Source organism: Methylobacterium sp. CM6241, from assembly GCF_054817845.1.
On sequence record NZ_CM139246.1, the window covers coordinates 4,900,713 to 4,915,000 of the forward strand.

The 14,288-nt window shown below is 66.0% G+C and carries 16 protein-coding genes (1 of these 16 only partly in view); 8 read left to right on the plus strand and 8 right to left on the minus strand.

All coding sequences use genetic code 11. The annotated features are described in order from the left end of the window. Positions 1-42: 42 nt before the first annotated feature. Positions 43-840 carry an SDR family NAD(P)-dependent oxidoreductase gene (locus ACYQR9_RS23140; RefSeq protein ID WP_207412526.1) on the plus strand — a complete coding sequence of 266 codons (798 nt, stop codon included), beginning with the start codon at positions 43-45 and terminating at the stop codon, positions 838-840. An 86-nt stretch (positions 841-926) separates the two neighbouring features. On the opposite strand, the gene ACYQR9_RS23145 is transcribed toward ACYQR9_RS23140, so the two are convergent. Further along, on the minus strand, positions 927-1,259 hold the full coding sequence (locus ACYQR9_RS23145) for an SWIB/MDM2 domain-containing protein (RefSeq protein WP_056428766.1): 333 nt from the start codon (positions 1,257-1,259) through the stop codon (positions 927-929). A gap of 566 nt (positions 1,260-1,825) precedes the next feature. Here ACYQR9_RS23145 and ACYQR9_RS23150 point away from each other — a divergent pair. Beyond that, positions 1,826-1,948, plus strand: coding sequence for a hypothetical protein (locus ACYQR9_RS23150; RefSeq protein WP_461228167.1), 123 nt, complete (start codon positions 1,826-1,828; stop codon positions 1,946-1,948). A gap of 89 nt (positions 1,949-2,037) precedes the next feature. On the opposite strand, the gene ACYQR9_RS23155 is transcribed toward ACYQR9_RS23150, so the two are convergent. Then, positions 2,038-2,415 carry a hypothetical protein gene (locus ACYQR9_RS23155; RefSeq protein ID WP_056428763.1) on the minus strand — a complete coding sequence of 126 codons (378 nt, stop codon included), beginning with the start codon at positions 2,413-2,415 and terminating at the stop codon, positions 2,038-2,040. A 385-nt stretch (positions 2,416-2,800) separates the two neighbouring features. Here ACYQR9_RS23155 and ACYQR9_RS23160 point away from each other — a divergent pair, with 385 nt between their 5' ends. The 3 genes from ACYQR9_RS23160 to ACYQR9_RS23170 all read left to right on the plus strand — a co-directional run bounded on the left by ACYQR9_RS23160 (position 2,801) and on the right by ACYQR9_RS23170 (position 6,868). Beyond that, a complete protein-coding gene (locus ACYQR9_RS23160; protein ID WP_461228168.1) occupies positions 2,801-3,577 on the plus strand; it encodes a PRC-barrel domain-containing protein in 777 nt (258 codons plus the stop codon). Beyond that, the gene (locus ACYQR9_RS23165) at positions 3,574-4,905 is read left to right on the plus strand and encodes an MFS transporter (RefSeq protein ID WP_461228169.1); all 1,332 of its coding nucleotides are present in this window, start codon (positions 3,574-3,576) and stop codon (positions 4,903-4,905) included. Before ACYQR9_RS23160 ends, ACYQR9_RS23165 begins: the two co-directional genes overlap by 4 nt. 199 nt (positions 4,906-5,104) lie before the next feature. Beyond that, positions 5,105-6,868: an ABC transporter ATP-binding protein gene (locus ACYQR9_RS23170; RefSeq protein ID WP_056428957.1), complete on the plus strand. Its 1,764-nt coding sequence runs from the start codon at positions 5,105-5,107 to the stop codon at positions 6,866-6,868. Between the two features lie 4 nt (positions 6,869-6,872). On the opposite strand, the gene ACYQR9_RS23175 is transcribed toward ACYQR9_RS23170, so the two are convergent. The 3 genes from ACYQR9_RS23175 to ACYQR9_RS23185 form a co-directional block, all read right to left on the minus strand. Next, complete coding sequence (locus ACYQR9_RS23175; protein WP_461228170.1) at positions 6,873-7,253, minus strand: response regulator; 381 nt, start codon at positions 7,251-7,253, stop codon at positions 6,873-6,875. A 188-nt stretch (positions 7,254-7,441) separates the two neighbouring features. Beyond that, positions 7,442-8,869 carry a M48 family metalloprotease gene (locus ACYQR9_RS23180; protein WP_311276191.1) on the minus strand — a complete coding sequence of 476 codons (1,428 nt, stop codon included), beginning with the start codon at positions 8,867-8,869 and terminating at the stop codon, positions 7,442-7,444. Positions 8,870-8,931: 62 nt separating this feature from the next. Continuing rightward, positions 8,932-9,762, minus strand: a complete 831-nt coding sequence (locus ACYQR9_RS23185; protein WP_461228171.1) for a DNA-binding protein — start codon at positions 9,760-9,762, stop codon at positions 8,932-8,934. A gap of 274 nt (positions 9,763-10,036) precedes the next feature. Between ACYQR9_RS23185 and ACYQR9_RS23190 the strand changes: the two genes are divergently transcribed. After that, positions 10,037-11,062, plus strand: a complete 1,026-nt coding sequence (locus ACYQR9_RS23190) for a TerC family protein (protein ID WP_056428954.1) — start codon at positions 10,037-10,039, stop codon at positions 11,060-11,062. 125 nt (positions 11,063-11,187) lie between these two features. Here ACYQR9_RS23190 and ACYQR9_RS23195 read toward each other — a convergent pair whose 3' ends face one another. The 3 genes from ACYQR9_RS23195 to ACYQR9_RS23205 all read right to left on the minus strand — a co-directional run bounded on the left by ACYQR9_RS23195 (position 11,188) and on the right by ACYQR9_RS23205 (position 13,188). Next, a complete protein-coding gene (locus tag ACYQR9_RS23195) occupies positions 11,188-11,958 on the minus strand; it encodes an N-acetylmuramoyl-L-alanine amidase (protein ID WP_461228172.1) in 771 nt (256 codons plus the stop codon). A 22-nt stretch (positions 11,959-11,980) separates the two neighbouring features. Beyond that, positions 11,981-12,706 carry a TerB family tellurite resistance protein gene (locus ACYQR9_RS23200; protein ID WP_461228173.1) on the minus strand — a complete coding sequence of 242 codons (726 nt, stop codon included), beginning with the start codon at positions 12,704-12,706 and terminating at the stop codon, positions 11,981-11,983. Between the two features lie 212 nt (positions 12,707-12,918). Next, the gene (locus ACYQR9_RS23205) at positions 12,919-13,188 is read right to left on the minus strand and encodes a hypothetical protein (RefSeq protein WP_018042474.1); all 270 of its coding nucleotides are present in this window, start codon (positions 13,186-13,188) and stop codon (positions 12,919-12,921) included. Positions 13,189-13,405: 217 nt separating this feature from the next. On the opposite strand from ACYQR9_RS23205, the gene ACYQR9_RS23210 reads away from it, so the two are divergent. Both ACYQR9_RS23210 and dusA read left to right on the plus strand, forming a co-directional pair. Then, on the plus strand, positions 13,406-13,987 hold the full coding sequence (locus tag ACYQR9_RS23210) for an urease accessory protein UreE (RefSeq protein ID WP_461228174.1): 582 nt from the start codon (positions 13,406-13,408) through the stop codon (positions 13,985-13,987). 61 nt (positions 13,988-14,048) lie between these two features. Further along, positions 14,049-14,288: the 5' end (the start) of a tRNA dihydrouridine(20/20a) synthase DusA gene (gene dusA / locus ACYQR9_RS23215; RefSeq protein WP_461228175.1), read on the plus strand. 768 nt of this gene lie beyond the right edge of the window; the window shows 240 of its 1,008 coding nt (coding positions 1-240); the start codon lies at positions 14,049-14,051; its stop codon lies beyond the right edge, outside the window.

Consider the following 14,288-nt stretch of genomic DNA (forward strand, 5'->3'; position numbering starts at 1 on the left):
TGAGGCGTTGATCGACGAGGCTGCCAACGGAGGAAGACATTCATGGACATGAATCTGAAAGGGCGGCGCGCCCTGGTGACCGGCTCGACCGGCGGCATCGGCTACGGCATCGCCAAGGCCCTCGCCGGAATGGGCGCCACCGTCGCCGTCAACGGGCGCACACCGGACCGGGTTCGGGCGGCGATCGGGCGCTTGACGGAGGAGACCGGCACGACGGCATTCATCGCGGCCCCCGGCGATATCGCCACGGCGAGCGGCGCGGAGGCCGTGGTGAAGGGTTTGCCGGAGGTCGATATCCTGGTGAACAACACCGGCATCTTCGAACCGAAGCCGTTCTTCGAGATACAAGACGACGATTGGCTTCGCTTCTTCGAGACCAACGTGATGAGCGGCATACGCCTCTCGCGGGCCTACACGCCGGGCATGGTCGAGGCCGGATGGGGTCGGGTCGTCTTCATTTCCAGCGAGTCGGGCCTGAACATCCCGGTGGAGATGGTGCATTACGGCATGACGAAGACGGCGCAGCTCGCCGTGTCACGGGGCCTCGCCGAGACGGTGGCCGGAAGCGGAGTGACCGTGAACAGCGTGCTGCCCGGGCCGACCCTGTCGGAGGGTGTCGCCGACTTCATGGCGAAAATGGCGAAGGATACCGGCGAGGTCGATCTCGACAAGCTGGGACGGGACTTCGTCGCCGAGCACCGCTCGACCTCGCTCATTCGTCGCTTGGCGACGGTCGAGGAGGTCGCCAGCATGGTCGCCTACATCTGCAGTCCGGCCGCCAGCGCCACCAGCGGTGCGGCCCTACGCGTCGATGGGGGAGTGATCCGTCACATCGCCTGAGCGCAACGCTCTCGGGTCGCTAGCGGACGTACCGAAACTGAGAAAGAGCCTGCCCGGCGCCACTCGAGCGCCGGGCCGCACCGGCATCAGGCCGACTTGAGATGGGCAGCGAGGTGCTTGTTCATCTCGAACATCGTGCACTTGTCCTTGCCGAAGACCTTCTTCAGCTTGTCGTCGGCCAGGATCTCGCGCTTGTTCTCGGGATTCTGGAGATTGTGCTTCTTGATGTATTCCCAAACCTTGCTGACGACCTCGCCGCGCGGAAGCGCTGCGGAGCCGACGACGGCCGCGAGTTCCTCGGAGGGCTTCAGCGGCTGCTGCAGCGCGTTGGGCTTAGCGGCGCCTTCAGCCTTCGGAGCAGCGGTCTTCTTGGCAGCGGCCGGCTTGTCGGCTGCCTTGGTGGTGGTCTTGGTTGCCATGAGTTCCTCCGGTTTTTGGCTTTGAGCGCCGTCACGCCCACGGCCAAGGGCCTCGGAGCGCATAGCTGCAACAACTAAGCGGTGCTGAGAGCGTTCCAAGAGGGAATCACGTAGACCCACCGCCCATCCACAGAAGGGACGGGGATAGCGGGGATTTTGCAAGCCCACGAAGGCGGGAGCACGGACTTCCGTCCCGACGCGATCCGATCCGCATGACGGCCGCTCCCTCTATGATCGTCATCAGGGACGACAGAGCGGCCCGGCGGCATCGAAACGGGCATCGTCCGAAAAACCTGTCGTCCGACAATGCGTTAGGAAGACAACCGAATCGTTCCGAGGCCTTCGCTGTGCGGTTCGCGGGAGAAGCGCCGCATGATCCGATGGTGGAGAGGGGATCGGGTCTGCGCCGGGTGGCAGGACGGTAGGTCGCCGGACGACGCCACATTGCGGGAGCGTGCAATCTTTTTTCGTTCCTCCCCCGGAATCGCCGCATCTGCGCGATCTCGGAACACCGCCCAGACGCGACGGAGAACGATCCCTTAAGCGCGATGAGGAACACTAAGAGTATGTTCATCGCAGCCGCTGCCCTCGCCCTCGTCGCTTCCGGCGCGCTCCTCGCTGGCCTGACGGGACTCGTTGCCGTCGAAGGTCGGGTCGATACCGACACGCGTGGTGCCGATCTCGTCTGACCGGCATCTTCGCCCTCACACACGACAACGCCGCCGATGGGGGCTCCATCGGCGGCGCTTTTAGAATCCGTCAGTCGCGTCGCGCGGTTCTAGAATTTCCCGCCGAGGCCGACACTGCCGCCCGACCCCATCTGCGGGGCGAGCCCGCCGGAGCTCGAACGGCTGGTCGTTTCGCCCTCGATGTCCTCACGGCGAATCCGGCGCTCCGCCTCCGCCTGGGAGCGGGTCTGGCCGCCGGCCGATTTCGGCAGGTCCAGGCGCCGCGTCGGAGCCGTCTGGAGCGGCGCCCCATCGGGATCGACCTCGGCCGCCCGTGCGCGCTGAGCGCCAGGCACGGCACCGCGCATGGAGGGCGGAGGACCGACTTCGCTCTCTGGCATGACGCCACCGCCGCCGGACAATGCCTGGCAACCGCCCAAAGACGCTGCAAGAAGCGCCAGAGCGCAGGCTTTCGACGGGATACGCATCGACGAGTTCCTCAAAAGTATTCCACCTCAGTTCGCGCGGGTGGTTCGGCACGCTTGCGCGCATCTCTACGATGCACAAAAGGCGAAAACCAGACGATCACAGGGCTTTCGTCATACCTCACGCGGCGGACAGGGAAAAATTCCGTGTCGCCGGGCGCCGGTTCGCCTGGACAGCTTCCGCGCTGCACGCCACCATGACCGCCACGGTCCGGTTCTTGCCAATCCGTGATCGGGACGAGCCGCTCCTCTGCTGATCGGTTCGCCGTCATCCACAACTTCGCCTTGGTCCGCTCTCATACGCCTTCCCACTCCATGCCAGGCGAGAACGTCTCGGGATGGCCGAGGTCGAGCGGGAGCCGGCGACATGCTTCTTCGGGGAACGCACGTGTTCAGAACTGTCCGGCTGGTTGCCGCCGCGTCGATCACCCTTTGGGCCGCGGGAGCCGCAGCAGAGGGAACCGCTCCGGCTACCGGCGCGGCGAGCGACGCGTCTCCGGCCGCGCCCGCGGCACCCGCAACCCCAGTCTCGCCGCCGGTGCCGCCACCGCAGATCACCGCGCCGGCACAGCCGGCGGCTGCCCCGCCCGTACCGGCCACAGGGACACCCGCGACGGTTCTGGATACCCAGGATTACGAGGGTGTGCTCGGCAAAGCCGTGCGCAGTTCCACCGGCGAGGATATGGGTCGGATCATCGACATCATCCTCGACAAGGATGGTCGGCCACGCGCCGCCATCATCGATTTCGGCGGCTTTCTTGGCGTAGGCTCGCGCAAGATCGCGGTGGACTGGCGCGCCATGCGTTTCTCGCCGGATGGCAAGCCGAGCCGCCTCGTCCTTCAGCTGAGCCGGAACCAGGTTCGCGTCTCGCCGGAATACAAGCCGGGCGATCCCATCGTCGTCCTCGGCCCGGCGAGCCCGAGCGTTCCGCCCGACGGCGACGCGGCGGCCGGCCAAGCGCCTCCGCCCGCTCAGGTGGCCCCTGCACAAGTCGCTCCCGCGCAAGTTCCGGCAGCGCCAGTCCCGGCAGCGCAGCTCCCTGCGGTTCAGCCCCCCGCCGCACCGACTCCGGCGGCTCCGGTCCAGGCTCCCGTCACGCCGCCGTCTACCCCTGCGGCCACTCCCATGCCAGACAAGCCGGCTGAGAAATCGCCGGACAAATGACGGTATCCCGCTCGCAGAATCGACGCGTCATCAAACCCCGCGAAGTGCCCCGGTCGGAATTCCGACCGCGTGGGGTTCCCCGGCGTGACGCCTATGCCGAGATGCCCGGAGAGGCTTCGACCGACATGCAGGCCGTTTCGGTGAGAAGCAGCCGCGGGCTCGACGCCTTCGCGTTCTTCGTCGCGAACCTCCAGACCGGGTTCGGTCCGTTCCTCGCCGTGTACTTCACGCAGGCGCAATGGACGCAATCCGACATCGGTTTCGCCCTCACGGTGGGCAGCCTCGTCAGCCTGCTCGGTCAGGTGCCGGGCGGTGCTTTCGTCGATGCGGTTCGTTCGCGACGCTTCGCGGCGGGGCTCTCGGTCGTGGCGATCTCGCTCAGCGCCTTCGCCCTCGCCATGTGGCCGAGCTTCCTCATCGTTCTGCTCGCCATGGCGGCCCATTCGGCCGCGAGCTGCATCCTGACGCCGGCCATCGCGGCCATCAGCATCGGATTGGTGGGGCATAAACGTGCCGGTGAACGGCTGGGGCGCAACGCGAGCTTCTCGGCGCTCGGCAACGCGGTCGCGGCGGCGTTGATGGGAGCCTGCGGCTACTACCTGTCGAACGACGCGGTGTTCTACCTCACCGCCTTCCTCATGATCCCGACGCTGATCGCGCTCTCGTTCATCCGTCCCGGCGCGGCACCGCTGCAGGCCCGCCAAGCCGAGGCGGTGGAGTCGGGGCCGAAGGAAAGCGCGCTGAAGGCCATCGTCACCAATCGCCCCCTTCTGTGCTTTGCCGCCTGCATGACCCTTTTCTTCCTGGCCAACGCCGCCATGCTGCCTCTCGTGGGCAGCATGTTGACCCTGCGGGCCAGCGAAACCGCCACCGCGCTCATCGCAGCCTGCATCGTGGTGCCCCAGGTCGTCCTGGCGATTTCCGGCCCGGCGGTCGGGCGGGCCGCCGAGAAATGGGGCCGCCGCCCGCTCCTTCTCATCGGCTTTGCCGCCCTCCCGATCCGCGGCCTGCTCTTCGCCTATACCGATAGCCCCGAACTCCTCGTGGCGATCCAGGTCTTCGACGGCGTCTCGGCGGCCGTGTTCGGGGTCATGGTTCCCCTCGTGGTCTCTGACGTCACGCGCGGCACCGGCCGGTTCAACCTCGCCCTCGGTGCGGTCGGAACCGCCATGGGGATCGGCGCCGCCCTGTCGACGTCGCTGGCCGGAATCATGGCCGATCACCTCGGCAGCCACAGCGCCTTCCTCGGCCTCGCCATCGTGGGTCTGGCGGGCTTCGCCCTCCTCGCCCTGATCATGCCGGAGACCCGTCAGGTGGAGGCGACCTGATGGGGTTACGGCATCGAATTCGCTTGCCGCTCAAGACCCGTTCAGGTTTCCTCGGTATAAGAGCGCAAGCTTGACGGCAGCCTGCAACGCTTGGACGAGATTTGCGTTGCGACCTATAGGTTCACGGTTCCGTGCTGCCTGCTTGCAGGGTCACGTCAGAATCCGACAGTTAAGAATGAGCACCGGGATGGTCACCCATATGGAAGACCTCTGCGTCTATGCCGACAGGCCCTTCGCCTTCGTCTCCCGTTACCTGAAGCGGCGGGCCCTTCCCCATCTGGTCATCCTCTGCGCTGTCCTCGGAGCCGTCGCTTTCTCCGTGAGCACGGATTACGCGCTGAAGGGCGTCGTCGATGCCCTGAGTAAGGGGCCGGATGCAGGCCTGATCTGGGGCGCACTGGCCGTCCTCATCGCCTTCATCGCCGCCGACAACATGCTCTGGCGCGTGGCGAGCCTCGTCGGATCCTTCACTTTCGTCGGTGTCACGGGTGATATCCGCCGCGACCTGTTCCGGCACATGACCGGGCATTCGCCGTCCTTCTTCGCCGACCGGCAGCCCGGAACTCTCGCCTCGCGCATCACCGCAACCTCGAACGCGATCTTCACGGTCGAGAACATGTTCGTGTTCAACGTGATGCCACCTTGCGTCGCGGCCTTCCTGTCGATCGTCTATATTGGCACCGTCAACCTCACCATGGCGGGCGTCCTGGCCGGCATCTTCGCCGCCGTCGTCATCCTGATGTTCAAGATGGCGGCTGCGGGAAAGCCGCTCCACCACGACTTCGCGGCCAAAGCCGCGAGCGTGGATGGCGAGATGGTGGATCTCGTCGGCAATATGCCGCTGGTCCGCGCCTTCTCGGCGTTCAAGCGGGAATACAAGCGCTTCGACGGTACCATCGGCGTCGAGATGCGGTCGCGTCGCTCCTCGCTGCTCTACCTCGAGAAGCTTCGGATCGTTCACGCGATCCTCACGGTCTTCGCGGTGCTCGGCCTGCTCTACTGGGCCATCACCATGTGGGAAGCGGGCCAGGCCACCAACGGACAGGTGGTCCTCGTCTGCACCCTCGGCATCCGTATCCTCGCCGCCACGCGCGACCTCGCCGTCGCCTTGGTGGATGCGACTCAGCATACGGCCCGGCTGTCGGAGGCCCTGCATACCCTGCTTCAGCCGCACGACCTGATCGACCATCCCGAAGCGATGCCGCTTTCGGGCACCGGCGCCGAGATCGAGTTCGATCACGTCGCCTTCTCGTATCCCGATGGTCGCGCGGTCTTCACGGATTTCAACGTGAAGATCGAGGCCGGGCAGCGCATCGGTCTCGTGGGCAAGTCGGGTGGCGGTAAATCGACCCTCTTCTCGCTGCTCCAGCGCTTCTACGAGGTCCAGAGCGGGAAGATCCTGCTCAATGGTCAGGACATTAACCGGGTGACGCAGGATTCCCTGCGCGAAGCCATCACGGTGGTGCCCCAGGACGTGTCGATGTTCCACCGGACGCTGCGCGAGAACATCCGCTATGGCCGGCCGGACGCATCGGACGAGGATGTCTGGAAGGCAGCTGCGGCGGCGCATTGCACCGACTTCATCGAGGCATTGCCGGAGGGCTTCGACACGATCGTGGGCGACCGGGGTGTGAAGCTGTCCGGCGGTCAGCGCCAGCGCATCGCCATCGCCCGCGCCATCCTGAAGGATTCCCCGATCCTGCTGCTCGACGAGGCGACCTCGGCGCTGGACGCCGATTCCGAGGAGGCGATCCGGCACGCCCTGGCCAATTTGATGAAGGGGCGGACCGTCATCGCGATCGCGCACCGTCTCTCGACGCTGAAGGATTTCGACCGGATCGTGGTGCTCGAAGGCGGGCGCGTCATCCAGGACGGCTCGCCGGACAAGCTTACCCACCTCGACGGGTTCTACCGCGAGTTGATGAAGAAGGAATCGATGTCGATGGCACTCGCCGCCGCCTGACCGATCAGGCGGGTGGTGACACGCCGAACCCTTTGATCGCGCGGATGACCGCCGCCGCGCGATAGGGCTTCTGAAAGAAGACCGCGCCGCCTACCATCCGGGGCGGGGTGTGAGAGAAGCCGGTGGCGTAGATCACCGGAAGGGCGGGACGGATGTCCCGCGCGGCTTCGGCGAGCTGCCATCCATCCATCGCACCCGGCAGACGGATGTCCGTGAACAGGATGTCCACCGGGTCGCCACGCTGCAGAATATCGAGCGCGATTTCTGCGGTGACCGCCGGGATCACGTCATATCCGACCTCTTCGAGATGGGCGGTGATGACGTCGAGAAGCATCACCTCGTCCTCCACGATGAGAATACGGACAGCGGACGCTGGATGATGCATCGACGACTCCGTTCGGATGAGACTCGGTTAGGATGCCCATGACGGCCACGTTCTCCGCCACCGGTCGAACCGTTGGTGCTCCCCGAGCGTCGCGGCGGGCCTGACGACCAGCATGAACGACCCGGGTGGAATCGGGAATCACCACAGCGTGGTCCGGCATCGAACTGCCAGACCGCAACCGTGTTTCGCTACTCGACGACGAGCTTGTAGCTTTGGCCCGCCCGGATGACGGCACCCCGCTCCAGCTCGTTGAGGACGAGGAAGCGGTCGAGGGGACGATCGGGCACCACCATCCTGCGCGCCATCTCGTCGGCCGTATCGGCCGGCCCGGCGACGACGACCTGGATGCGCAGTGGGCGTAGAGACTTCACTTCGTCGGGGCCGACGCCGGACAGGCTCTCCGTCCAGCGACGGAACGCGCCGTCGGGATCCGTGCTGCCCTTGGCGGCCATGATCATGCGGAAGGTGGTCTCCCCGACCCGGACAGCGGCGAGGCGGAAGGTCCAGTCCTTGCCGCGCGACATCGCCGTGACTGCGGAGTTGCCGGCGATCATCCGGTTCTCCACCGAACTCGCCTCGATGCTGTCGCTCCAGGTTGCGCGCAGCACCTCCTCCAGGCTCTGGCCGACATGGCTTTCGACCTGATCGAACAAAAGGCGACGGCTCCCCTCCCCGGTGGCGCCGAGGACGGCGTTCCGCGTGTTCTCGATCGTGAATCCCTCCGGTACCTCGAAGGCGATGCCGAGGCTCGGATGGAGGAAGCGGCGGCCCTTGACGATCCCGTCGCCCGGATTGTCGCCATAGGCGATACCGTCGATGGCCGCGAGGTAGCGCGCACGCTCATCGACGCCGAGGCCGGGCGCGCCGATCAGGCGGGCGGCGCGGGTGACGAGGTTGATCCGCTCGCTGGTACCGGGATGGGTGGCGAGCATGTCGGGCTCGCCGGCCATGCCCGTCCCGGTCTTCATGTTTGTGGTGCGATTGAGCGAGTTGAGGAACCGGCCCGCACCGAACGGATCGTAGCCGGCCCGCGCCAGGGTCCGGACACCGATCCCGTCCGCCTCGAGCTCCTGATCGCGGGAGAACCGGGCCAGGGCGAATTTCGACTGGTTCTGCAATTGGGCGCCGGTGGCCGGATCGTTGAGCACGTCGGCGACGACCCGGCTCACCAGCTGCGAGCGCAGGGCCAGTTCAGTGCGCGCCGTGGCATGGCGCAGGGTGACGTGGGCGATCTCATGCGCCAGCACGGCGGCGATCTCGGACGTATCGCTGGCCAGCGCCAGCAACCCCCTGGTCACGTAGAGCCGGCCATTGGGCAGGGCGAAGGCGTTGATGACCGGCGAGTCGAGAAGCGTGACCGCGTAGGTCTCCTCCGGACGGTCGGTGGCCTTCACCAGACGGTCGGTCACCTCCGTCAGCAGGCGCAGAGCGGCCGGCGAACGGTATTCCCCACCGAAGGAAGCCACGAGCTTGGCATGGTCGGCATCCGAGGCGGTCCGCTCACGGCCCGTGGTGCGGGGAGCCTCCACCGGGACCTTGATCGCGGCCGGCTGCAACAGGGCGCCGGTCTGGTCGGCGCCGCAGCCCACCAACAGCGGCAGGATGAGCGTCGACATGAGCAGGCCGCTTCGGCCAGCCCAGAATCCGCGATGTCGAGTGTGCCCCCCAATCATTCCGTTCAGCGCCGAAGCGCCCGCTCCTCATCCAAAACTTCGATCATGTCTGCGCTTGCGATGTCGAGGGTGGGTCCGCGCCAAGCCTCGACGACACCGCGAACGCGGACGAGGCGCCCGCGTAGCGTCGCCGCACTCAGACCACGTTCACGCAACTGGCGCCAAGTGCGCTTCGACACGGTGACCGTCAAGCCATCTTCACCCCGCCTGGCGAAATCCACGTAGGTCCGGGCCGACCGCTCGCCGACATTCACGACCCTCCCTTGCGCCACGATGAAACGACCGGTCGCTTCGCGCAACGCGCCACCCTCCCGGCCCTCACGCACGCCCGTGCGCCAAAGCCCCCTCGCCGCTCCGCGAGCCTCGGTTTCGAGGCTCAGCAGCGCCGGTCTGCACAGCGTGTCGCGTTCGCCGGCATCCACATAGGCAAGTCCCTCCGCGATCAGCCCACCGGCAAGGTCCACCGCCTCGTCGAGAACGGCCGCATCGACCTGCGCGCGTCCCCATCGGTCGGCCTCGCCGCGCGGCACGAGCTCCAGCGGACGGTCTCGATGCCGGAGAAGCCAGGCACGGGCCGCGCCATCCTCTTCCACCGGCCAACGAATACCGCCCAGAATTGCGCGACTGCCCGATGCCAGGATCAACTCGCCGCGCTCGCCGACTCCCGTGAGCGCATCCTGTCGTGTCGAACCGGCCCGGCATTCCGGGGCGACGAAGCGCGTCGCCTCGGCCTGCGCCGAACCGGCCAAGACCAGCGCGAAGTTCGCCCATCCAAGGATGCGTCCGATCCTCACGCGCTGAACCCTCACACCGCCCGGCTCCGAACCGCCCGCCATTGTGGGGCGTCGCGGTGCAGCAAAACAAGGAAGCGATCGATGGCGACGAGCGGTTTGCCCCGTTCTGCGGCCGGTTGGCCACACCGGTAGAGCTCTCGGAACCCGCGCTCGGCGTGAACGCGACGGCGCCGCCATGCCGTCTCTTGATTACCGTCCCGGCGGTTCCCAGCTTACGGAAATCGGCTGCGGGCCCCTCTGGCGGATGCGCGTTGACGCCTTCCGTGATGTCGGAGCCGATGCTTTCCTGCGTCTCGCAAAGCATCGACGGTCCCACATGGTCGACTTTCTCTTCATCGAATGGCTCGGCAAGCCTGTCTGGATGTGGCTCGGGTTCCACGCCCTGGTCGCCGGGCTGCTCGCCTTCGACCTCGGTCTGCTACATCGGGACAAGGACCACGAGATCGGGGTGAAGGAGAGCCTCCTTCTCACCGCGTTCTATTTCAGCCTCGGCCTCGCCTTCGGCGGTTGGATCTGGTGGTATTTCGGGGCACAGCCCGCTCAGGAATACGTGGCCGGCCTCGTGGTCGAGAAGTCGCTGTCCATGGACAACGTCTTCGTCATTGCGGTCATTCTCACCTCCCTGGGTATTCCCCGCGCGGCGCAGCACCGCGTTCTCGTCTGGGGCATTCTCGCCGCGGTGGTCCTGCGCGGGCTGATGATCGGGCTCGGCGCCGCGCTCGTACACCAGGCCGCCTGGGTCTTGTCGATCTTCGCTGCTTTCCTGATTTTCGCCGGGCTGAAGATGCTGTTCGGCAAGGAGGAAGAGGCCGGCGACATTCAGGACAACGCGATGGTTCGGATGCTGCGCAAGGTGATGCGCATCACACCGGAGATGCACGGCCAACGCTTCGTCGTTCGGAAGCCGGATCCGCAGAGCGGCAAGTCCGTCCTCTGGTTCACCCCCCTGGCGCTCGGCCTGATCCTCGTGAACGGCGCGGACGTGATCTTCGCCGTCGACAGCGTCCCGGCGATCTTCGCGATCACCACCGATACGTTCGTCGTCTACACCTCCAACATCTTCGCGATTCTCGGCCTACGCGCGCTCTACTTCGCTCTCGCCGCCATGGTGGATCGCTTCGCCTATCTGAAGACCGCGCTGGCGTTCATCCTCATCTTCATTGGAACGAAGATCGTAGTGGCCGACACGTTCGACCTCGTTCATGTGCCGCCATGGGTGTCGCTTGTCGTGACGCTGGTGCTGCTGGCGGGCGGCGTCGCTTACAGCCTGTGGCGCACGCGGGACGCAGCCAAGGATGCAGCGAAGGACGAGAACAGGGACGCCGTGTCGCAACGCGCCTGAGAGTGGTCCTGAATTCCGTCACCGGCGCCTGTGCCGGTGACGTCATCGATGATTGCGAAGTCGACCCGTCTTTAGACTATGGGGCCGGACCGCTCACGTGCGGCGACGGATGCGGCGTCGAGCAATCACCGTGACGGTAATGCGGCCAGCAAGTCGCGCAAGGTCGTGATCGTCGAGGCATCGGCGACTCCATCCACGCGTGCCTGGCGAAATCGGCGCTGGAATGCCGTGACGACCGCCTGGGTTCGACGATCGAAAACTCCGGTCACGGGTATGTCGTAGCCGTAGAGTGCGAATATGGCCTGGAGCGCTTCGATCGGCTGTCCGGTATCGCCCTCCGCGAAGAAGCGCCCGTCGCGGATGGGTGACGCCGGCACGTGATGTCCGATTCCCGCCGCGGCCAGTCGGTGCCAGGGAAAATGCTCGCCTGGATCTTCCTTGCGTTCCGGCGCCACGTCCGAATGGCCGAGGACATGCCACGGCGCGATGTTCCAACGTGTGACGAGATCCTGGGACAGTGCGATCACCGCGTCGATCTGCTCTGGCGGATAGGGCGGTAATCCGCCGACATGCCCGCCATTGACGATCTCGATGCCGATGGAGCGCGAGTTGATGTCTCGCTCGATTCCCGTTGTGGCGCGGCCCCATGTACCGGCCCCAGCATGCCAGGCGCGGCGTGATTCCGGCACCATCTGGATCACCCGGCCATCTTCCAGCACCACGTAATGCGCCGAGACCTCGGAGATCGGGTTAGCGAGGCGCTGCAATGCGGCGGCTGCATTCTCCATTCCGGTATAGTGCAGGATCAGCATGGTCGGCGGCCCGTCGCGGCGCTCCCCATGGTTGGGCGATGGCATGACACTGGTCGCCACCGGGCTTTCCGGTTTGGGCTTCATGCGGCAGTTCCTCCGTTCCGCCTCAACGCAAACGTCGTTCGGCGGCGATCCGGTCATAGGCGGCATTGATCGCCGCGAGCCTTTCGGTCGCGATCGTCACGGCTTCGGGGGGGACGCCTCGAGCGATGGCGCGATCGGGATGGTTCTCCATCACCAGGGCGCGATGCCGGGCCTTCACCTCGGCGTCGCTCGCCTCATGGTCTAGATCGAGGACCAGATACGGATCGTCGGCGAGTCGTACATGCCGTGCCGCAATGCGTCGGAAGGCGACATCGTCGAAGCCGAAGGTCTCGGCCACGGCACGCAGGTAGCGCTCCTCTGCTTCATGGATCGCACCATCGGCCTTCGCGATGTGGAACAGGCCGTCGAGGACATCCTCCAGCAAAGCCGGTTCATCGCGAAACGCCGTCGCCATCTGTCGCGCATAGGCATCGAACCCGGCCGAGGTGCCCTTGGCAAGGTCGAACAGCCGTTGGACGCCGGGCCGCTCCCGCTCGCTGACCTGGATGACCTTGGCGAAGGCCTCGACCTCGGAAGGCGTCACCACGCCGTCCGATTTCGCCATCTTGGCGGCCAGCGCCACGAGGCCGGTGGTGAAGACGACATCCCTCGGCGTCGCGCCGAAGATCGCGCCTTCCCGATCCACCAGGAAGTGACCGGCGACCCCGCCGACCAGACCGCCGATCGGTCCACCGATGGCCAGTCCGATTCCGGCGCCGCCGAGCTTGCCCCAGATCCCGACGGTCATGCGGAACCGCCTTGATGGGCGTGGAGGGCGCATTCGAGGGGCGAAACGAGAAAAGCGTGAGACAGCATCGGCATCGCAGAGGATCGTCGGCCGGTCATTCGCCGGCGCAGACCCGCATACGGCAAATGCCCCCGGCCCGTCTTGTCTCCACGTCATGAAAAAGGGCCGAGGCATGCGCCTCGACCCCGATGTTCTTCCCGTATGGAAAGATCTCAGCGGCAGTACACGTCGCCGTAGGCGTCGCGATAGGTGCCGTAGGGGCAGCGCGGGGCTGTGCCGGCGCCGATGATCGCGCCGCTGGCGCCACCGATGGCCGCACCGGCAAGAGCGCCGCCGGCCCGACCGGTGGCTGCACCGCCGATGGCAGCACCGGCCAAAGCGCCGAGGCCGGCGCCGCCGAGTGCACGATCCTGCGGCGTGTTGCAGGCGCCGAGGGAGAGGGCGAGAGCCCCGGCGAGGGTAGCGGCAATGAGCTTCTTCATGGTCCCGAGACTCCCTTGTGCGTTTTCTGGCCCGGCTTATCGCCGTGGTGACCTTGCGCAACGTAGCTTAGCCATTCCTTTCGTGGAATGCACGTGATGGGGGAACGGTTCCGGCCAAGCTTTCCGTTCCGGCGAAAAACCCGTTAGTGATGCACGCCAGACACCTTGGGCCGCCCTCGCCGGATGCCCAGATGAGTTTAAACCGTTCGAGGAAGCCATGCTGCGAGCCACCGCCATCGTCCGCAAAGCCGCCATCCGCCCCGATTCCGTTGCCGATAGCGTCACGCTCGATCACGATGGTCGCCAGGGGGCGGCTGCGATCCTCAACGGCGCGGGAGGCTTGAGCTTCACCCTGGCCTTGTCGAAGCTGGCGCCCGTCGAGGACGGCGATGCCTTTCGTCTCGAAGATGGACGCTTGGTGACGGTTCGCGCCGCGGCCGAACCGTTGCTCGAAGTGCGCGCCGAGAATCCGGCGCGCTTGATGCGGCTTTCCTGGCAGCTCGGCGGCAGTCACGTCCCGGCGGAGATCGGCGCCGACGTCCTCTATATTCCCGCGACTCCGGCGAATGCGGAACTCGTCCGTGGCCAGGGCTGCGCCGCAAACCCGGTCTCACGGGCTTTCAAGCCCGAGCGTGAGGCCCACGACCATAGCCAGTGCGGGCACGATCACCATCACGATCATTCGCATGCGCACGATCATGGTCATGACCATGCAGATCACGGGCACGCGCACGCTCATGATCATGGGAATGACGGCCACGCTCATGTGCATGGGCCGGATTGCAAGCACGATCATTGATTGGAACAGCCGAGGCAGACGTCACTCCGGCAAAGCCGGAGCCAGTCTCTTTGATGCGGACATGATGAAACCTGACGATATCCGTTTCTCGGTCGCGCCGATGATGGATTGGACCGACCGATACTGCCGGTCGTTCCACCGCGTCCTGTCGCGCCGTGCACGCCTTTATACCGAAATGGTAACGAGCAACGCCGTCCTGCACGGCGACCGGGAGCGTCTGCTCGGATTCTCGGATGCGGAACATCCTGTAGCGGTCCAGCTTGGCGGTTCGGTGCCTGCGGATCTCGCTGCGGCGGCCCGT